Below are 19,090 nucleotides of genomic sequence, written 5' to 3'. Positions count from 1 at the left end.
CAGGGGTTGGCGCGGAGGCGGACTGTCCTTGCCCCCCAGGGGGCATACGCACTGGTGCGGGGGTCTTGACGAAGAGGGGCGGAGATGGAGATCGACGGCATCATCAGTGCCATCATCATCGGCATCGTCATCGGTGTCCTGGGCCGGCTCGTGGTCCCGGGGCGCCAACGCATCGGCATCCTGTGGACGATCGTCGTCGGCATCGTCGCCGCGCTGATCGGCTCGGCGATCGCCGGCGCCTTCGACGTGGCCGACACGAAGGGCGTGGACTGGATCGAGTGGCTCATCCAGATCGGCCTCGCCGCACTGGGCGTGAGCGCGCTGGACCGCTCGCGGGCCCGCCGCTGACGGCGCACACCACGGGAGACGGAGACAGGGGATACAGGGGGTACGGGAGACCGGGGACAGAAGACGCCTCCCTCGGCCGATCTCGACGAGGTCGTCCTTGGCCGTGACCCGTCCTGATCTGGCAGATCTGGCCGGCCTGGCCGGCCTGACCTCGGGGGACACTGCCGCTGGGCGCCTCCATGGCCGGGGCGCGCGACCCGACGGGCGTGCGGGCGGGCGGGCAGGCAGACGGTGCGGAGCCTCCGCCGGACCTGGGCCTGATCTACGCCAGGCCGACCCAGCGGAATCGTCGAGGAGAAGGGACGAGTTCAGCCGTACGCGTCGATGGGTCGAGGCTATGACCCGTAGATGTACGGCGTCGTCGTGGTCAGCGGCTGGAAGCCGAGGCGTTCGAGGATCGGGCGGCTCTGGGCGGAGGCGTCGACCTGGAGGTAGCGGTAGCCGCGGTCGAGGGCGGCGCGGGCCCGGTGGGCGACGAGCGCGCGGTAGATGCCCCGGCCGCGCCAGCCCTCGACGGTGCCGCCGCCCCACAGGCCGGCGAACCGGGTACCGGGGACGAGTTCCAGCCGGGCCGCGCTCACCGGTGTGTCCCCGTCCAGCGCGACGACGGCGACGACGGAGTCCGGATCCTCCGTCAGCCGCGCGAGCAACTGGCGCCGCAGCCGGAAGCTGTCGGTGCCGAACGCCTTGACGTGCACGTCCGCGACGAGGTCGACGCCGGCCCGGTCGGTGACCGGCAGGAAGCGGATGCCCTCGGGCGGGCCGGCGTCCAGGGGCAGATCGGCGACCTCGCCGATCATCAACGTCTCCTCGGGCTCGGGCGTGAACCCGGCGGCTCTGAGCCGCTGGCCGAGGTCCACGGGCAGGTCGTGCCCGTAGAGCTTCCACTCGAAGGCGCGGCCCAGAGCGGAGTAGTGGCTGATCTGCTCGGCGATCGCCGCGTCGGCGGACGCCCCGTCGAGGTCGGACCAGACCACGCCGTCCCAGCCCTGCGCCGAGGAGACCTGGCGGACCACCCGCCCCACCCGCTCGACCCGGGCCCCTGGGCCGTCCGGCTGCGCTCCCTCACGCATGTCCCGGTCGTACAGGGCGAGTACCGCGGTGTGATCCATGCGCTCACTCCACCACCCGGAGGCCCCCGCGGCAACATCGTTTACGGCGCCGCGCGCTCAAGGACACCGACCCGCCACGTCGTTCACACACTTCGTCGATCAGCGCGCCGGGACAGCCGCGCCACGGGCGCCCTGCGGGCGCGCGGTCATACTCGCGCCCGGTCCGTCCGTCCACGTTCCCGCCGTGTTCGCCGACAGGGGCGTCCTGTGGTCCGGCGCCCGAGGTCCGGGGCCCGGGGCCGGCGTCCGGCTGCCGCGAACGTGGCAACCTCCACGGAGCACCCCAGGCCGCCCGCACGCCTCACCACCCGCAGCCACACAGCCACGCACCCACGCACCCACGCCAAGGGGCTCGGTCCAGCCCCCGCACGCGGTCCCGTGGCCTAGCCTCTGGGTGGAGATCATGCCAAGAGGAGGGCCGTACGCCATGGTCGTGAAGGACGCCGAACTTCCCTACCTGCGCCGTTGCGTGGAGCTCGCGCTGGAGGCGCTGGAGGCCGGGGACGAGCCGTTCGGTTCGGTGCTGGTGGGTGGGGACGGCACGGTGCTCGCCGAGGACCACAACCGGGTGGCCTCCGGCGACCGCACCCGGCATCCCGAGTTCGAGCTGGCGCGCTGGTCGGCGGCTCGGCTGACGCCCGAGGAGCGGGCCGCCGCGACCGTCTACACGTCCGGTGAGCACTGTCCGATGTGCGCGGCCGCGCACGCCTGGGTGGGGCTGGGACGCATCGTGTACGTGGCCTCGTCCCGGCAACTCGCGGAGTGGCTCGCCGAGTTGGGGGTGCCCGCGCCGCCGGTACGGACAATGCCGGTGCACGATGTGGCACCCGGCGTGGCGGTGGACGGCCCGGTGCCGGAGCTGGTCGAGGAGGTGCACGCGCTCCACCGCCGGTTCCACGGCCGCGCCGGCCAGGCATAGATGATGATCCAAGGGTGGCGGTGGTGTGTCACCGGGTCCGGTGACTACGCCGAGCGGCAGATCCCTCTGCGGGCCACAGGCGAGCCGGCAGCCGCTCCACGTGCGGTACCGGCGGCGGAACCCGGATCTGCCGCGGTGCAGGTGTAGGTGCGCTCACCCAGCGGCAGGCGATGCTTGGCTCTCGCATCGCAGTGCGCGCAGTCCATCGTGGTGTGCGCGGGGTGGACGAGGTGGATGTCCCGCCCGTGTTTGCGGCCCATATGGATCAGGGCCTGTTTGGTGGCGCCGACGGCTGCGTCGGCAGCCTTGCGGGCCATGGTGGTCTTGGCGAACCGCCGCGGTTATGCGCAGTGCGGGGCACAGGGTAGGGCAGGGGCCGTGGTCCCGCTCGCCCGGAGGCGTGCCCTGCGAGGTCCGCCTATCGTGATCGAGGGCGCCGCTTCCCGGTCCGCGACGGGCGTCCCTGGAGGCATCGATGCTGGCCAAGCTGTCGGCGCGGCCCACGGCCCGGCGCTGCGCGATCACCTCGGCCGCCGGACTGGCCCTGCTCGGCACGGGGCTCCCGGCGCCCGCGCCGGACGGCTCCGCACCGGATCTGTCGCGGTTCTACAGCCAGCAGGTGGCGTGGACGAAGTGCGAAGGCGTGGACATGCCCGCGGATCTCCAGTGCGGGAAGGTCACCGTCCCCCTCGACTACGCGAGACCGCGCGGGCCCACCCTCGACCTGGCACTCGCCCGCTACCGGGCGACGGGAGAGTCACGGGGTTCGGTACTGCTGAACTTCGGCGGGCCCGGTGGCGCGGGAGTCCCCGAACTCGCCGCCGGAGGCGACGACTTCATGGGGCTCACCAGGGACTACGACGTGGTGTCCTTCGACCCCCGGGGCGTCGGCCGGTCCTCGCCGGTCAGCTGCGGCGCCGGCACCGGGCAGGCCCTCCTGGTGACGGACGGGGACACGGACGTGACCGACCATCCACGGGCCGCGCTCAAGCGGGTACGCGAGTCGGCGGCCACCTGCGCGAGGCACGCCGGGCCCGTCCTGCCCTACATCGGCACGGTGAACGCCTCCCGCGACCTGGACGTGATGCGCCAGGCCCTCGGCGACAAGAAGCTCAACTACCTCGGTTTCTCCTACGGAACCCGGCTCGGCGCCGTGTACGCGGCCCAGTTCCCCGAGAACGTCGGCCGGCTGGTGCTCGACGGTGTCGACACGCTCACCGAGTCGCTGTCCGACCAGGGTGTGGCCGGCGCCGAGGGTCAGCAGAGGGCGCTGGATGACTTCGTCACCTGGTGTGTGAAGGACATCGCCTGTCCGTTCGGCACGGACGCCCGTTCGGCTCGCGAGGAGGTCGTACGACTGGTCGGGTCGCTGGACAGGGACCCGGTGCCGACGGACTTCGGCGAGGACTTCACCGGGCAGGATCTCGTCGGTGCCATCGGACAGGCGCTCTACAGCGACGAGTTGTGGCCCTCGTTGGAGCGGGCGCTCGCCTCGCTGGTCGAGGACGGGGACCCCGGCGCGCTCCTCGGGTTCTCCGGCGGCGGTTCCGTCGTCCGGGCGACCGGCTCCCGGCCCGGCGCGAGGCCGGACGGCGGTCTGGTCGACCAGGAGGACGTGCCGCTCGACAATGTTCCGGCGGCGCTGATGGCGATCAACTGCGCGGACGATCCCGACCGGCCGGGCGCCGAGCGGATCACCCGGGACCTCGGCCGGCTGCGCGCCGCCTACGAGGAGGCCTCCCCCGTCTTCGGCCGCTACCGGCTCGCCGAGTACCTGATGTGCTTCGGCCGTCCCGAGGGCACCGGCTTCATCCGTGAGAAGGTGCGGGACGTACGCACGCCGAAGATGCTCCTCGTGGGCACCCGCGGCGATCCCGCGACGCCGTACCGCTGGACCGTGGAGACGGCCGAACGGCTCGGTGACTCGGCCGTGGTCCTGGACAACAAGGGCGAGGGACACACGGGTTACTCCTCCTCCACGTGTGTGCACCGGAACGTCGACGCGTTCCTGCTGTACGGCTCGCTCCCACCGGACGGCAGCTCCTGCGGCCCCGAGGGCGACCGCGACTGAGTGTCCCCAGGGCGGCGGGCAGGTCACTGAAGGCGAGTTCTCCGGAAGATCCGGGAGATCCGCGAGAACCGGGGAAAACCGCGAGACGGAGGGAAGGGGACCGCGTCAGGATTCCCAGTGGGCCAGCCGCCGCATCACCACCGCGGTCGTTCCGAAGCCGCTGTCGCCGAGCAGTGCGCGCAGTTCGGCGTTGAAGCGGTCGATCTCCGGGCTGGCGGCCCGCAGGGCGGCGGCCCCGGCGTCGGTCAACTCCAGTTCGGTGTTCACCATCGACTACCTCCGTCCGGCCAAGGGCGAGGTCCTGCGCGCCCACGCCCGGGTGGTCCGGGCGGGCTGCACCCGCGTCGTCTGCCGCTGCGACCTGAGTACCGTCGAGGGCGAGGGCGCACCCACCCTGTGCGCGGTGGCGCAGGGCACGATCGCCGTGCCCGCCATGCCCGCCGCGCCGTCCAACGGACCAGACGGGCTGGAGGGCTCGCACGCCTCACCTCACCCGAAGCGATGATCCCACCGGGAACGCTCACCGGATTGCCCCAAATGCCTGATCCGGCAATCGGCCCTATGGTGCTGATATGGAGCCTGCACTCAGCCCCGCGACCCTCACCGAACTGCGCCGCCCGCGCCCCTATCCCGCGGTGTCCGTGCTGACGCCCACACACCGCCGCGAACCCGACAACGCCCAGGACCGGGTCCGGCTGCGCAACGTGGTGGCCGAGGCCAAGCGGCAGCTGGAGGCCGATCCCGCCGTCGCCCGGGAACGGCGCATGGACGTCGCCCGGCAGCTCGACCAGGCCCTCACCGAGGTCGACCTGGCGCACGCCGAGGACGGTCTGGTGATCTATGCCGCTCCGGGTGAGCACCAGGTGTGGTCGCTGGCCCGGCCGGTGCCCGAACGCGTGGTTCTCTCGGACACCTTCCTGACCCGCAACCTGGTCTCCGCCCAGGCCGCCGAGCGCACGTTCTGGGTGCTGTCGCTCTCCGCCGACCGCGTCGCCCTGTGGAGCGGCGGCACGGACCGGGTCACCGAGGCCCACACCGGCGACTTCCCGCTGGCCAGGAGCCGCGACAACTTCGACGCCGAACGCCAGGAGCGGATCGGCGACCTGCCCAGCACCTTCCGGGACGAGGGCACCCGCCAGTTCCTGCGGGAGGCGGACACCGCGATGAGCGCGGTCCTGCGCGACGACGAACGCCCCCTGTACGTCACCGGTGAGCCCGCCGCGCTCTCCCTGCTGGACGAGGTCGGCAGTGTCACCAAGGACGCCGTCCACGTCCCGCACGGGGGTCTCGCCCACGGCACCCCCGAGACCGTGTGGCAGGCGGTCCGGCCGCTGGTCGACGCCGAGGCCCGCAAGAGCACCGCCTCCGTGGCCCGTGAGCTCGAGTCGGCGCGCGGCCGCCGGGCCTTCGCGGCAGGCGTCGACGAGCTGTGGCGGAGCGCCCACGAGGGACGCGTGCGCCTGCTGGCCGTCGAGGAGAACTACCAGGTCACGGTGGGCGGCGAGGGCGGCGACCACCTGGCCCCGGCGGTGAGCGGCGATCTCGACGCCCGCGAGGACATCGTGGACGAGATCGTCGAACAGTGCCTGGAGACCGGCGCCGACGTCCGGTTCGTGCCGGACGGCACCCTCGGCGCCGCCGACGGCATGGCAGCCGTCCTGCGGTACTGACGGGGGCCGTCATTCAAGGGATGGGCGTACGGCGATCCCCATGTCACACTCTTAGAACACAAGGCCGTCGAACACATAACTGAACACCTGTCGACCCCTCGACGACCGGTCAAGTTCCGCTCAAAAGCCACGACTTGACCCACTTGGTGCCGCACCCCGGACGCCCGGCCCACCCATGCCGTAAAGACTGTGGCATATGCCAGAAGCACCACCGTATCGGGTGCTGCCAAATCCCTTACAGCCCGTCGCGGGCTGTGCAACAGTCGTAACGGTCCTTCCGCCCGCCTTGGTCGTACCGTCCCGCATCGGAGTGCGTCATGCCGCCCCATCTCTCCGCGGACCACCCCGCCGCCCCGCCGCCAGGACGCGGCTCGGTCGACGCGCTCATATCGCAGGCACGCCGCCTCAAGGGCGAGGTGGACGCCGTACGACGGGACACGCGACCCGACGGCCCGGACCCACAGGACCGATGGCAGCGTGCGCTGTACGACCTGGCGCTGCACCAACTCGACGACTTGGACGAGCACTTGGCACAGCTGCGGGACGGTCCGCCGCCTGTGCCCCCGACCCCCGAGACGGCCCTCGACGTCCCGGCCGCGCCGCCCGCTCCCCGGCGCGGCTCGCTGCTCAGCCGGGTCGGCAGCGCGGAGTGGAACCTCCTGACGGACGAGGCCAGTTGGTCCGGCGAGCTCTACCAGATCCTGGGCCGTGACCCCGCCGCGCCCCCGCTGACCCTCGACGAGCTGCCGTCCCTGGTGCTCGACGAGGACCGGCCGAAGCTGACGGCGATGGTCACCGACTGCCTCGTCGACGCCAGGCCCATCGACGGGGAGTTCCGCGTGGTACGCCCGGGCGGTGACGTACGGACCGTGCACATGATGGGCGAGCCCGTGCTCGACACTGACGGCAGCACCGCCTCGATGTGGGCGGTGCTGCGGGATGTCAGCGAACTGCGCCGCAGCCAACGGACGGTGGACGAGACCCGTGACTCGTTACAGCGTCACCGGCATCGCGCGCAGACCGAGCACCGGCTCGCGGTCGAGCTGCAGGAAGCCGTGCTACCGCCGTGGCGCGGCTCCCTGCGGCTCCCGCACCAGGGCCCCGAGACGCTCGACCTCGCGGCCCACTACCTGCCGTCGTCGACGAGCGCGTTCATCGGCGGCGACTGGTACGACGCCCTGGAACTCACCGACGGCGAGACGTTGCTCAGCGTGGGCGACCTCACCGGCCACGGAGTCGCCGTGACCTCGGGCATGGCGACCCTGCTGGGCGCCGTCCGCGGCATGGCGATGGCCGGCACCCAGCCGGGTCAACTCATGGCCTGGCTCAACCAGTTGCTCGACGCCACCGTGCAACCGGCGCTCGGCAGCGCGGTGTGCTGCCGCTACCGGCCCGGGACCCGCACCCTGGTCTGGGCGCAGGCCGGGCACCCCGCCCCGCTGCTGTTCCGCGACGGGACGGGGCGCAGGCTTGCGGCACCGGCCGGTGTGCTGCTCGGCGCGACCTCCGGTGCCGTCTACGAGCAGGCCGAGGAAACCCTCCGTCCGGACGACCTGCTCCTGCTGCACACCGACGGGCTGGTGCCCGGGCACGGCCGCACCGACTCAGTGCACCGCCTCCTCGACCTGGCCCCCCGGTTCGGCGAGGCCCGTACCGCACAGGACTGCGTACGGATGATCGTGGAGGAGTTCGGCGAGACCGAGCGCGAGGACGACGCCTGCGTACTCGTCGCCAGGGTGACGTCGTAGGACCGCACCACCGGCACGGTTGTTGTCAGGCCGTGGTGCTGTTACCGCCCCTGCCCTTCGGTTTCGGCAGCGCCAGCCTGATCTCCTCGCGCAGTTCGTGGATCTTCGGGTAGCTGGAGTACGCGGCGGTGAGCCGGTACATCTGGCCCAGCCGGTCCCAGGTACGGCGTGAGGAGTTCGAACCCATCGCCATCAGGGCCAGCCGCGCGTACCGGTCCGCCTGTTCCGGGTCGTCCGCGATGAAGCAGGCGGAGGCCATGGACAGATGGTCGAAGATCTTCGACCGTTCCCGGCCGTCGATGCGCAGGGCCAGCGCCTTCTCCGCGTAGTGCTGGGCGTGCACGGCCGCGCCAGGCTCGTGCTCGGCCAGCGTGCGGTAGGCCAGGGCCTGCATGCCGTACAGGTCCTCCTCCTTGAAGGTCTGCATCCAGCTGGGCGGTGGCACGTCGCCCCGGTCGGAGACGAAGAGGTCCTCCGCCTGTCCGAGGGTGCGGCGCATGGCCTGGCCCTTGCCCATGGACGCCTGGGCCCAGGCCTCGATGGTGTGGAGCATCGCCCTGGTGCGCGGCAGCACCTCCTCGCCGGAGCCGGACTGGGCGAGCTTCATCAGATCGAGCGCGTCGTCGGGCCGGCCCAGGTGCACCATCTGGCGAGCCGCTCGGGAGAGCGCCTCCCCGGCGCGGGGCCGGTCGCCGCCCTCTCTCGCGGCATGGGCGGCGATGACGAAGTACTTCTGGGCCGTGGGTTCCAGGCCGACGTCGTGCGACATCCAGCCCGCGAGTACGGCGAGATTGGCGGCGACGCCCCACAGGCGCCGCTGCAGATGGTCGGGGTGTCGGTAGGCGAGCATGCCGCCCACTTCGTTGAGCTGGCCCACGACTGCCTTGCGCTGCAGCCCGCCGCCGCGGGCCGCGTCCCAGGCCCGGAAGACTTCGACGGCGCGCTCCAGTTCCTCGATCTCCTGCGACCCGATCGGGGCGGCCTCGTAGCGGTCGAAACCGGCGGGGTCGGCATGCAGGGGGTCGTCGAACCGGGGAGCGTCGGCGGTCAGGGCCGGATCGGTGTGCAGCCAGTCGTACATGGCGCTGCTGAGTGCGGATCCCGCGGCGAGCGCGGCGCCCGCGCCCACCAAGCCGCGTCGGTTGAGCATGAGGTCCATTCCCGTGAATTCGGTGAGGACCGCAGCAGTCCGCTCGGGCGCCCACGGCACTCCGTCGGGATGTTCCGCACTCCCGCCGCGTGGCCGTTTCCCCGCACGCCCGTGCCGGACCAGACCGAGGTCCTCGATGGTCACGACACGGCCGAGACGCTCGGTGAACAGGGCCGCCAGCACCCGCGGCACCGGATCGCGCGGGATCTCTCCCGTGTCGATCCACCGCCGTACCCGGGAGGTGTCGGTCGCCAGCTGGGGGTGGCCCATGGCCGCCGCCTGCTTGTTGACCAGCCTCGCGAGTTCACCCTTGGACCAGCCGGCCAGGCCGAACAGGTCCGCAAGGCGGGTGTTGGGTTCTCCGCTCACATCAAGCCCCCAGGTTCTCGGCTGAGTTGACAGTAGCCCGGTGAGAGTTGCCGGGCGACTATTCGCCAGGGTTCGCCAGGCCTCGCCAGATGGTGTGCCAGTGGCGGACGGGTGTCAGGTAGGAACGCGCCACCCCGACCCGGTCGCCTTCTGGCAACAACGGATGCATTCCCCAGGGTGCACCGGGGGGACCGGGCCGGGCAGCGCACTGTCTCGCAGGCACACGAAGGGATCTGTTTCGCCCATGTACGCAGCATCATCCTCCGTGTCCGCCCCGCCCAGGTCGCTACGCCCCCGCCCGGCGGGCGGCGGCCCCTACCTCGACCCCGCGCGTCCGGCCGCCCCCGTGCTCGGTGCGGGCAGGACGCGGCGCGTTGCGGGGCTCGGCACCCAACCGCTCAGCGGGAGACTCGACTTGTCCGGCCCTCAGGGCGCCCAGCTGCGCACGGCGATCGCGTCGGTGCACCGGATCTGCCCGGAGTTCGCCCCGGTGCAGGTGCTGCGCCGCAGTGGCCGCTCCGTGCTCCTGGTCGGTACGACGGGACGCAGCACCGCCGTCGCCAAGTGCTTACTCGACCACTCGCCCGCCTGGGCCGAGCGGATCCGCCACGAGATAGCCGCGTACCGCTCGTTCGTCCGGCACCGTCCTCCGGTGCGCGTACCGAGACTGATCGCGGCGGACCCGGACAACTGCACCCTCGTCATCGAGCGGATGCCCGGACGGGTGGCGGCACTGCACCGGCACCCGGCGGAGGCCCCGCCCCGCGCGGACATCAGGGCGGCGCTCGGCGCTGTCTGCAGGCTGAACGCCTGGCGGCCGCCGGCGGGCACCTTCGACGCCCCGCTGGACTACGCGACCCGCATCAACCGCTACCACGAGCTCGGGCTGCTCACCGACCGGGACCTCGGTGACCTGCAGAAGCTGCTGCACGGCATCGCGGCGTCCGCGGGCCGGCACGGCATGGGCCAGTTCTGCCACGGCGACGCACTCCTGTCGAACATCCTTCTGTCACCGGCCGGTCCAGTGCTGGTGGACTGGGAGCACGCGGGCTGGTATCTGCCGGGGTACGACCTGGCGACGCTGTGGTCGGTCCTCGGGGACGCGCCGGTGGCCAGGCGGCAGATCAGCCAGATGGCGCAGTCGGCGGGCCCGGCCTCGCGGGACGCGTTCCTGGTGAACCTGATGCTCGTCCTGACGCGGGAGATCCGAACCTACGAGACGGCCGTGCAGCGTTCGATGCACGACGCGACCCCGGCGGCGTCGGGAGTGGCCCATCCGGGTGCCGCGCCGTCCGGCGAGGAACAGCGGCTGCTGCTGAGGCGGCTGCACGACGACTGCCAGTTGGCCCGGCGGGCTGTGCGCGCCGCGGTCGGCACTCGCTGACGGGGACGAAGGTTCGCGGTGCGCTCGGGGCGTACCGCGGACCTTCGTATGTCCGCGGCGGCCCGCGAGGCGGTCATCGGTGTACACCACTGACGCCCCGCAGGCCAGGAAACCTGCGCCACGAAAATCCCGTGGACCCGGATTGACATGGGAAATCAGCTGCCTCTGGGCATGATTGACGGATCGTCGGCACGCCGGTACCACTGACGCACACCCGGCCCCGTACGGCTCATCGCCCGTCCGTCCCAGGAGGCTGCATTGCGAGGATCCGCCACCGCCCGCGACCGAGCCGCCGGGCCCAGACGCATCCGAAGAACCGCGGGCGTCCTGGGCTCGGCGGCGCTGCTCCTGCCGCTGCTCGGCGCCGCCCCGTCCGCAGCGGGGCCGTCCGCGGCGTCGGCATCCGCGCGGGCGCTCCAGTCGGCGTTCGTGTCCGCCGCCGCCGAGTACCACGTGCCGCCCAGCGTGCTCCTGGCCGTTTCCTACCTCCAGTCCCGCTGGGACGCGCACGGCGGGGTGCCGAGCGTGACCGGCGGCTACGGCCCGATGCACCTGACCGACGCCCGCACCGCGCTCGCCGACGCGCCGCCCCACCACAGCGAGGGCACGGAGGACGCCCGCGGCGACAGCGCCCGCGTGCCGCTGCACCCGCAGACGGCACTCCCGGTGAACTCCGCACTCCCGGCCCGGCTCAGGACGCTGCCGAGGGCGGCCGAGCTGACCGGCCTGCCCGCCGAGCGGCTGCGTACCGACCCCGCCGCGAACGTGGCCGGCGGTGCGGCCCTCCTCGCCGCCGCCCAGCGGGACCTCGGTGAACCGCTGAGCGCGGACCCGGCCGACTGGTACGGGGCGGTGGCCCGCTTCTCCGGCGCCGACGACGGCGCGACGGCCGCCGCGTACGCGAACGACGTGTACGACGTGCTGCGCACCGGCGAGGAGCGCACCACCGACGCCGGCCAGCAGATCGCGCTGGCCCCCCAGCCGGGCCTGGCCCCCGACACCGGGCAGCTCACCCGAACGGGTCTGCGCACCCTGAGGGCCGACGGCACGGAGTGCCCGCAGACGGTGTCCTGCGAGTGGCTCCCGGCTCCGTACGAGGAGTTCGGCGAGGGCGACTACGGCAACCACGACCTGGGTGACCGGCCGGCCTCCCAGAGCATCAGGTACATCGTCATCCACGACACGGAAGGCACCTGGGAGGGAGTCCTCAACCTCGTGCGGGACCCGGCCTATGTGTCGTGGAACTACACCCTGCGCTCCACGGACGGCCACATCGCCCAGCATGTGAAGGCGAAGGACGTGGCCTGGCACTCGGGCAACTGGTACGTCAACGCCAAGTCGATCGGGCTGGAGCACGAGGGCTTCCTGGCCGACCCGGACGCCTGGTACACGGAGGCGATGTACCGGTCGTCGGCGCGGCTCGTGGCGTACCTGGCGAAGAAGTACGACATCCCGCTGGACCGGCAGCACATCCTCGGCCACGACACCGTGCCCGGCCCGACCACGTCGACCGTCCCCGGCATGCACACCGACCCGGGCCCGTACTGGGACTGGCGGCACTACTTCGAACTGCTCGGGCGCCCCTTCGAGCCCCGCGCCGGCGGGAACGGCGCTGTGGTGACGATCCGCCCGGCCTACGCCACCAACCAGCCCCTGTACACGGGCTGCGTGACCGCGGGCAGGCCCTGCGCCGCCCACGGCTCCAGCGAGGTGCGGCTCTACTCCGACCACGACGAGAAGTCCGCCCTGATCAAGGACATCGGCCTGGGCACGACCCCGACGGCGGGCGTGAACGACCTGTCCTCGCGGGTCTCCACCGGCCAGCAGTACGCGGTCGCCGACCGGCACGGCGACTGGACGGCGATCTGGTACCTGGGACAGAAGGCCTGGTTCAAGGACCCGAAGAAGAGCCCGGCGGCGGTGCCCGCGAGCGGCCGGGTGGTGACGCCGAAGGCCGGCCTGACGAGCGTCCCGGTGTACGGGCGGGCCTATCCGGAGGCCTCGGCCTATCCGACGGGAGTGCCCGCGCAGACGGTGTCGCCGCTGCCGTACCGACTGCTCGCGGGCCAGAAGTACGTGGTCGGCGACGAACTGCCGGGCGAGTACTTCTACGCCGTCACCTTCGCGACCGGCTCGCACCGGGTGGTGACCGGCAAGGACCTCTACTACGAGATCCAGTTCGGCCACCGGGTGGCGTTCGTACGGGCCGCCGACGTGCGGGTGGCGCAGTCCGGCGGGTAGCCGCCTCAGCCCTGCTGGAAAAGCTCCGCCGGGAGCGGCTTCAGCAGGGCGTACAGGTCGTCGGTGATGGGGCGGTCCCAGGCGGCGATGGTCACCAGGACGTTGTCGCTGCGGTCGAACTGCACGCAGGAGATCCGGCTCTCGGAGAGCTTCAGACGGCGCACGATCAGGAGGTTGTCGCCCTGCATCACCGGCATGTCCTCCACGCCGACGACGGTCACCTCCTCGTCGTTCTCCAGGGCCAGCAGGAGCTGTGCGACCTCGAAGGGGACCTCGCCCTCGGCGATGTCACGGGCCGGTGAGCCCTCCGGCAGGTTGCCGATGATCATCGCGGGGCCACGGCCGCCGAACAGGTCGTACCGCAGGTACAGGCCCTGGCAGCTGCCGTCGGGGGCGGGCAGCAGACCGGCGTTCAGGTTGCCGGGCCAGTCGCTCGGGTCCATGGCCAGGACGTCGAAGTCGGGCCCGGCGGGAGTGGCGCTGCGGCGGCGGAGGAACGACATGTCGCCATGGTACGTGGCCGCCGGGCCCGCGTGACGTGCGGGCGGCGCTCTGTGCACCCGGTACGGCGTTCCTGATGACGTTCGTGACGGCGGGCGGTCCCGGCCCGGTTGCCGCAGGACGGCGTGCACCACTGCCGGAGCGCATGCACCTTGCGGCTGCGCCTTGAGGAAGTACGCCGTCGCCCAGGAGAGCCGGCACACTCCTCCGGCGGAGCAGGCGGGACCACCGCGACCGGGGCGGCCGCGTGGAGCAGCACGGCGTGGGTGACGGAGCCCAGCAGGCGGGCGGGGGCGAGCAGGCGTCGCCGGTGGCGGCCCACGACGACCAGGTCGGCGTCCTTGGAGGCGGCGACGAGATGTCCGGCCGCGTCGCCCGGGGCCACGTACGGCTCGGTGCGGACGTCGGGGTGCCGGGCGCGGTGCGGGGCGAGGAAGCCCTCGGCGAGGGTCCGGGTCTCGCTCTCGACGGCGTCCTGGTCGATCACCGGGGGCACGAGGTCGCCGGGGGCCGCCCAGGTCTGCACCGGCCAGGCGTAGGCGGCGACGACCTGGAGGCGGGCTCCGCGCAGGGCGGCCTCGGTGAAGGCGAAGGCCGGCGTGGCCTCGTCGGGGCTGTCGACCTGGAGGCCGAGGACGACGCGCGGACCGGGCTCGGCGTAGGTCTCGTCGTGCACCTCGCGCCCGGGGCGGGGCACCACGACGACGGGGCATTCGGCGTCGCGCGCGGCGGCCATGCCGTTGGAACCCAGCAGCAGGCTGGCGAATCCGCCCCGGCCGCGGGAGCCGAGCACCAACAGCTGGGCACTGGCACCGAGTTGGGGCAGCAAAGCCGTCGACGCCCCGTCCAGGGCGACGTAGTCGGTCGCGGGCAGGTCGGGCCGGGCCTCCAGACGCGTGCGGATCCGGTCGAGTACCGGGTCGTCGGCCGCCGCGGGCGGTCCGGCGGCCGCCGCGTCGGCTCGGGTCCACGCGGCGTACTGCCGTACATGGACCACCCGGAGCGGCGCCCCGCGCCGGCGGGCGGTGTCGAGGGCCCAGTCCAGGGCCCGCACACTGTCGTCCGACCCGTCGACCGCCGCGATCACCGGCAGGGCGTCCATGAGGTTCCTCGCTTCCGGAGGTACGGCCTTCCGCTTCCTGGGGCCAGCCTTGCTCAGGCCAGTGCCCCAGGAGAGCGCCGAAGGTCGCGTGTCCGGAAAAACGCGCGGAACACCGCCGGATCGGCCCGGCGTGTCCGGTCCCGTGGGTCAGGTGAGGTCGAACTCCCCTTCCCGCGCTCCCGACACGAACGCGCCCCACTCCGCGGGCGTGAAGATCAGGGAGGGGCTCTCCGGGCGGCCGCTGTTGCGCATCGCGATGAATCCCTCGACAAAGGCGATCTGGACATCCCCCAGGCCACGGCTGCTGGAGTGCCATTCGGCGTTGCTGAGGTCCAGCTCGGGTTTGTCCCAGCCCATGAGCGGCTGCTGCTGGATGGTGGTCTCGGCCACGTCCGTGCTCCTCCCGATTGCGTCGTCCGCGGCCAGCCTAGCGATCGGTTCCTGGCGCCGACAGGCCACGTGAGGCGGACCTTTCAGGAGTCGGGCGGCCGGTCCCCCACGAGCCACATCGCGAAGAACTGCGATCCGCCGCCGTAGGCGTGCCCCAGCACCCTGCGCGCCCTCTCCACCTGGTGTTCCCCGGCCTGTCCGCGTACCTGGAGGGCGGCCTCCGCGAAACGGATCATGCCGGAGGCGCCGATGGGATTGGTCGACAGAACTCCGCCCGACATGTCGACCGGCAGGTCCCCGTCCAGCTCCGTCACTCCGGACTCGGTGAGTTTCCAGCCCTCGCCCTCGTCGGCGAAGCCGAGATTCTCCAGCCACATGGGCTCGTACCAGGAGAACGGCACGTACATCTCGACGGCGTCGATCTCGCGGCGCGGGTCGGTGATCCCGGCCTGCCGGTACACGTCGGCCGCGCAGTCCTTGCCGGCCTGCGGCGACACGGCGTCCTTGCCGGCGAAGAGGGTGGGTTCGCTGCGCATCGCGCCGCCGTGCATCCAGGCCGGGGGCCGGGGCGCGCGGGCGGCTCCGGAGCGGTCGGTGAGGATCATCGCGCAGGCCCCGTCGGAGGAGGGGCAGGTCTCCGAGTAGCGGATCGGGTCCCAGAGCATGGGCGAGGCCTGGACCTTCTCCAGGGTGATGTCGTGCTCGTGGAGGTGCGCGTAGGGGTTCTTCAGGGCGTTGCGCCGGTCCTTGTAGGCGACCAGCGAGCCGACCGTGTCGGGCGCGCCGCTGCGCCGCATGTACGCGCGCACGTGCGGGGCGAAGAAGCCGCCGGCCCCGGCGAGGAGGGGCTGCTGGAAGGGGATGGGCAGGGACAGGCCCCACATGGCGTTCGATTCGGACTGTTTTTCGAAGGCGAGGGTCAGCACCGTGCCGTGGACGCGGGCCGCGACCAGGCCCGCGGCGACCAGCGCGGTGGAGCCGCCGACGGACCCGGCCGTGTGCACCCGCAGCATGGGCTTGCCCACCGCGCCGAGCGCGTCGGCCAGGTACAGCTCCGGCATCATCACGCCCTCGAAGAAGTCGGGCGCCTTGCCGATGACGACGGCGTCGATGTCCGCCCAGGTCAGCTCGGCGTCGTCGAGGGCGCGCCGGGCGGCCTCCCGGACGAGCCCGGCGATCGACACGTCCCGGCGCGCCGCGACGTGTTTGGTCTGGCCGATGCCTACGACGGCCACGGGCTCCTTGCTCATCGCGGATCCCCTTCGAGTACGGCGACCAGGTTCTGTTGCAGACAGGGGCCGGACGTGGCGTGCCCGAGGGCGCGGTCGGACTCCCCCCGGTGGACACGGGCGGCGGCCTCGCCGATACGGATGAGTCCGGCGGCCATGATCGGGTGGGCGGCGAGGGCGCCTCCGGACGGGTTGACTCGCACGTCGTCGCCGAGCCGGAGCGCCCTGCGCAGGACGACCTCCTGCGAGGTGAAGGGCGCGTGCAACTCGGCGGTGTCGACGGGCCTTTCGAAGGCACCGGCCTTCTCGGCGGCCAGCCGGGTGGAGGGCGAGTCGGTCAGATCGCGCACGCCCAGACTGTGTGCCTCGATGCGGTGGTCGATGCCGCGGATCCAGGCGGGCCGCTCGCACAGGTCCCGGGCGCGGTCACCGGCGGCGAGGATCACGGCGGCGGCGCCGTCGCCGATGGGCGGACAGTCGCCGGTACGCAGGGGACGGACGACGTACTCCCCCTGCGGCACCGGATCCCGCAGTTGCGCGTGGGAGTTGGCGGCGGCGTCCGCCCGGCTGCGGGCGGCGACGGCGGCGAGCGCCGGCTCGTCGGTGTCGCCCGCGTCGATGAGCGCCTGTGCCTGGAGTGCGGCGAGGGCGACGGAGTCGGGCCACAGGGGGGCCACGTAGTACGGGTCGAGCTGCCGGGTCAGGACGTCGCGTACGGAGCCGGGTGAGGACTTGCCGTAGGAGTACACGAGCGCGGTGTCCGCGTCGCCGGTGAGCAGCTTGGTCCACGCCTCGTACAGGGCCCACGCGCCGTCCATCTCGACGTGCGATTCGGAGATCGGCGGCCAGGCTCCGACTCCGTCGAGGGCGAGGGTGAAGGAGAAGGCGCGGCCGGCGAGGTAGTCGCTGGAGCCGGAGCAGGTGAAGCCGATGTCGGCGGTCTTCAGGCCGGTCTGCGCGAGGACGTCGTGCAGGACCGGCATGAGCATCTCGACCTCGGAGAACTCCTCGCTGGTGCGCCGGTGTTCGGTCTCGCCGAAGGCCACCACGGCAATGTCGCGCGTCACAACAGCTCCTTGTAGGTGTCGTACTCCGCGTCCGGCTCGCCGGTCGGCCGGTAGTGGTCGGGATAGCGGGATCCCTCCGTCCACACGGCCTCGACGCGCAGGCCCATCCGCACCTGGTCGTAGGGGATGCCCGCGATACGGCCGTGCAGGGCGAGGTCCGCTCCGTCGAGGGCGATGTGGCCGTAGACGTACGGGACCTCGATGTCGAGATTCGCCGTATGCGCGGCCTTGATGTTGACGATGCAGAACGTGGTGACCGTGCCGCGCGGTCCCACTTCCACCTGTTCCGCCGTGGCCACACCACAGGTGGGGCACGCACCCCTCGGGGGGACGTACACCTTGCGGCAGGACGGGCAGCGCTCGGCGACCATGCGGCGGTCGCCGAGGGCGTGGATGTAGGCGGACTGGGCGCGGCCGGGTGAGTAGGTGTAGTCGAGGCGGGCGGGGGCGACGATGCCGGTGACCGGGTTCTCGAACTCGCCGGCGTGCACCGTGACTACGGATTCCTCGTCGCCGCCCGGCTCGAAGCAGGCGATGTCGGTGATGGCACCGGTGCGCTCCCGCGCCCACCGGATCCGGACCCGCATGCCGGTGTGCACGGCGTCGGGGCCGGGGGCGTCGAGGGCGTGCAGGAGTGCGGTGTCGGCGCCGTCGAGGCGGACCAGGACCCAGGCGAACGGGGTGGCGAGAGGCTGGCCCCGGCGGGGTTCGTGGTTCCAGGCCCAGGTGGTGACGGTGCCGGTGGAGGCCACGTTGACGAGTTCGCAGATCTCCTCGGCGGTCACGGGGTCGTACTCGACGGGCGGGACGAGAACGCGGCCGTCGCCGGTGCGTACGCCGAGGACGACGCGTTCGCGCAGGCCGGTGAGGAAGGCGCTCTGGACGGGGCCGAGGGACCGGGTGAAGGGGAACTCGACGACGAGCGGCGCTTTGAGGACGTCGGGCATCGGGGCTGCCTCCTTGGGAGGGTCAGGCGCGCTTGTACTCGGGGGGCCGCTTCTCCGCGAAGGCGCGGGCGCCCTCCTTGGCGTCGGCGGTGTCGAAGACGGGCCAGCCGCGCTTGAGTTCGGCGGCGAGTCCGTCGGCCTCGGTCTGCTCGGCGGTCTCGTACACCGAGGCCTTGACGGCCTCCACCGCCAACGGGCCGCAGGCGTTGATCTGTTCGGCGATCTCCAGGGCCTTGGCGAGGGCGGTGCCGTCGGGGACGACATGCCCGATCAGGCCGATGTCCGCGGCCTCGCGGGCGGTGTAGGGGCGGCCGGTGAGCAGCATCTCCAGGGCGTGGGTGCGCGGGATCTGGCGTTGCAGCCGGACCGTGGAGCCGCCGATCGGGAACAGGCCGCGCCTGACCTCGAACAGGCCGAAGGTCGCGGACTCGCCCGCGACGCGGATGTCCGTGCCCTGGAGGATCTCGGTGCCGCCGGCGACGCAGTACCCCTCGACGGCGGCGATCACCGGTTTGCGGGGGCGGTGGTGGCGCAGCATCGCCTTCCAGTGCAGGTCCGGGTCGGCCTTGAGGCGGTCCCGGAGATGCTCGCCCGCCATGCCCTTTCCGGCGAGGGCCTTGAGGTCCATGCCCGCGCAGAACGCGCCGCCGGCACCGGTGAGCACGATCGAGCGGATGTCGTCGTCCGCGTCCGCCTCGAGCCAGCCGTCGTACAGGCCGACCAGCATGGACAGCGAGAGCGCGTTCTTCGCTTCGGGCCTGTTGAGCGCGAGCACGAGTGTGGCGCCCTCGCGTCGCACGGTGAGGTGTTCCGTCCCAGCCATGGGCCATCTCCCCTCTGAC

At 72.3% G+C, this 19,090-nt stretch carries 16 protein-coding genes and 3 pseudogenes; 8 read left to right on the top strand and 11 right to left on the bottom strand.

What is annotated here, in order from left to right:
* The first annotated feature begins 84 nt into the window (after positions 1-84).
* A complete protein-coding gene (locus ACIBK3_RS39250; protein WP_399372737.1) occupies positions 85-348 on the top strand; it encodes a GlsB/YeaQ/YmgE family stress response membrane protein in 264 nt (87 codons plus the stop codon).
* Positions 349-683: 335 nt separating this feature from the next.
* Here ACIBK3_RS39250 and ACIBK3_RS39245 read toward each other — a convergent pair whose 3' ends face one another.
* Complete coding sequence (locus ACIBK3_RS39245) at positions 684-1,460, bottom strand: GNAT family N-acetyltransferase (RefSeq protein WP_399372736.1); 777 nt, start codon at positions 1,458-1,460, stop codon at positions 684-686.
* 427 nt (positions 1,461-1,887) lie between these two features.
* Between ACIBK3_RS39245 and ACIBK3_RS39240 the strand changes: the two genes are divergently transcribed.
* Positions 1,888-2,379, top strand: coding sequence for a nucleoside deaminase (locus tag ACIBK3_RS39240; RefSeq protein ID WP_399372734.1), 492 nt, complete (start codon positions 1,888-1,890; stop codon positions 2,377-2,379).
* 44 nt (positions 2,380-2,423) lie between these two features.
* On the opposite strand, the pseudogene ACIBK3_RS39235 reads toward ACIBK3_RS39240, so the two are convergent.
* A pseudogene (locus tag ACIBK3_RS39235) lies at positions 2,424-2,720 on the bottom strand (RNA-guided endonuclease TnpB family protein); the annotation flags it as partial.
* A 134-nt stretch (positions 2,721-2,854) separates the two neighbouring features.
* On the opposite strand from ACIBK3_RS39235, the gene ACIBK3_RS39230 reads away from it, so the two are divergent.
* Positions 2,855-4,450 (top strand): alpha/beta hydrolase, encoded by a 1,596-nt coding sequence (locus tag ACIBK3_RS39230; RefSeq protein WP_399372733.1) that lies wholly within the window; start codon positions 2,855-2,857, stop codon positions 4,448-4,450.
* 105 nt (positions 4,451-4,555) lie between these two features.
* On the opposite strand, the gene ACIBK3_RS39225 is transcribed toward ACIBK3_RS39230, so the two are convergent.
* On the bottom strand, positions 4,556-4,720 hold the full coding sequence (locus ACIBK3_RS39225) for a hypothetical protein (RefSeq protein WP_399372731.1): 165 nt from the start codon (positions 4,718-4,720) through the stop codon (positions 4,556-4,558).
* Here ACIBK3_RS39225 and ACIBK3_RS39220 point away from each other — a divergent pair.
* The 3 genes and pseudogenes from ACIBK3_RS39220 to ACIBK3_RS39210 form a co-directional block, all read left to right on the top strand.
* A pseudogene (locus tag ACIBK3_RS39220) lies at positions 4,713-4,955 on the top strand (PaaI family thioesterase); the annotation flags it as partial. The gene ACIBK3_RS39225 and the pseudogene ACIBK3_RS39220 overlap by 8 nt on opposite strands.
* Positions 4,956-5,022: 67 nt before the next feature.
* Positions 5,023-6,120 (top strand): chemotaxis protein, encoded by a 1,098-nt coding sequence (locus ACIBK3_RS39215; protein WP_399372730.1) that lies wholly within the window; start codon positions 5,023-5,025, stop codon positions 6,118-6,120.
* A 317-nt stretch (positions 6,121-6,437) separates the two neighbouring features.
* The gene (locus ACIBK3_RS39210; RefSeq protein WP_399372728.1) at positions 6,438-7,868 is read left to right on the top strand and encodes a PP2C family protein-serine/threonine phosphatase; all 1,431 of its coding nucleotides are present in this window, start codon (positions 6,438-6,440) and stop codon (positions 7,866-7,868) included.
* 25 nt (positions 7,869-7,893) lie between these two features.
* Here ACIBK3_RS39210 and ACIBK3_RS39205 read toward each other — a convergent pair whose 3' ends face one another.
* The gene (locus tag ACIBK3_RS39205) at positions 7,894-9,387 is read right to left on the bottom strand and encodes a hypothetical protein (RefSeq protein WP_399372726.1); all 1,494 of its coding nucleotides are present in this window, start codon (positions 9,385-9,387) and stop codon (positions 7,894-7,896) included.
* Positions 9,388-9,631: 244 nt separating this feature from the next.
* Here ACIBK3_RS39205 and ACIBK3_RS39200 point away from each other — a divergent pair, with 244 nt between their 5' ends.
* Positions 9,632-10,771, top strand: coding sequence for an aminoglycoside phosphotransferase family protein (locus tag ACIBK3_RS39200; protein WP_399372724.1), 1,140 nt, complete (start codon positions 9,632-9,634; stop codon positions 10,769-10,771).
* A gap of 258 nt (positions 10,772-11,029) precedes the next feature.
* A complete protein-coding gene (locus ACIBK3_RS39195) occupies positions 11,030-13,012 on the top strand; it encodes an N-acetylmuramoyl-L-alanine amidase (protein WP_399372723.1) in 1,983 nt (660 codons plus the stop codon).
* 5 nt (positions 13,013-13,017) lie between these two features.
* Here the strand turns inward: ACIBK3_RS39195 and ACIBK3_RS39190 are convergent, their stop codons facing one another.
* The 7 genes and pseudogenes from ACIBK3_RS39190 to ACIBK3_RS39160 form a co-directional block, all read right to left on the bottom strand.
* Positions 13,018-13,515: a hypothetical protein gene (locus tag ACIBK3_RS39190; protein ID WP_399372722.1), complete on the bottom strand. Its 498-nt coding sequence runs from the start codon at positions 13,513-13,515 to the stop codon at positions 13,018-13,020.
* Between the two features lie 200 nt (positions 13,516-13,715).
* Positions 13,716-14,615 (bottom strand): annotated as a pseudogene (locus ACIBK3_RS39185) (universal stress protein); the annotation flags it as partial.
* Positions 14,616-14,762: 147 nt separating this feature from the next.
* Positions 14,763-15,005, bottom strand: a complete 243-nt coding sequence (locus ACIBK3_RS39180; protein WP_030676326.1) for a DUF397 domain-containing protein — start codon at positions 15,003-15,005, stop codon at positions 14,763-14,765.
* 83 nt (positions 15,006-15,088) lie between these two features.
* Complete coding sequence (locus ACIBK3_RS39175; protein WP_399372721.1) at positions 15,089-16,255, bottom strand: thiolase domain-containing protein; 1,167 nt, start codon at positions 16,253-16,255, stop codon at positions 15,089-15,091.
* Entirely contained in the window at positions 16,252-17,301 is a 1,050-nt protein-coding gene (locus tag ACIBK3_RS39170; protein ID WP_399372720.1) for a thiolase domain-containing protein, read from the bottom strand. Before ACIBK3_RS39170 ends, ACIBK3_RS39175 begins: the two co-directional genes overlap by 4 nt.
* Positions 17,298-18,248 carry a Zn-ribbon domain-containing OB-fold protein gene (locus ACIBK3_RS39165; protein WP_399372718.1) on the bottom strand — a complete coding sequence of 317 codons (951 nt, stop codon included), beginning with the start codon at positions 18,246-18,248 and terminating at the stop codon, positions 17,298-17,300. Before ACIBK3_RS39165 ends, ACIBK3_RS39170 begins: the two co-directional genes overlap by 4 nt.
* A gap of 22 nt (positions 18,249-18,270) precedes the next feature.
* Positions 18,271-19,071, bottom strand: a complete 801-nt coding sequence (locus tag ACIBK3_RS39160; RefSeq protein WP_399372717.1) for a crotonase/enoyl-CoA hydratase family protein — start codon at positions 19,069-19,071, stop codon at positions 18,271-18,273.
* Between the last annotated feature and the right edge of the window lie 19 nt (positions 19,072-19,090).

The organism is Streptomyces sp. NPDC050287, from assembly GCF_044459385.1.
Classification (GTDB): domain Bacteria; phylum Actinomycetota; class Actinomycetes; order Streptomycetales; family Streptomycetaceae; genus Streptomyces.
This window is presented reverse-complemented; position numbering and strand designations above follow the sequence as displayed.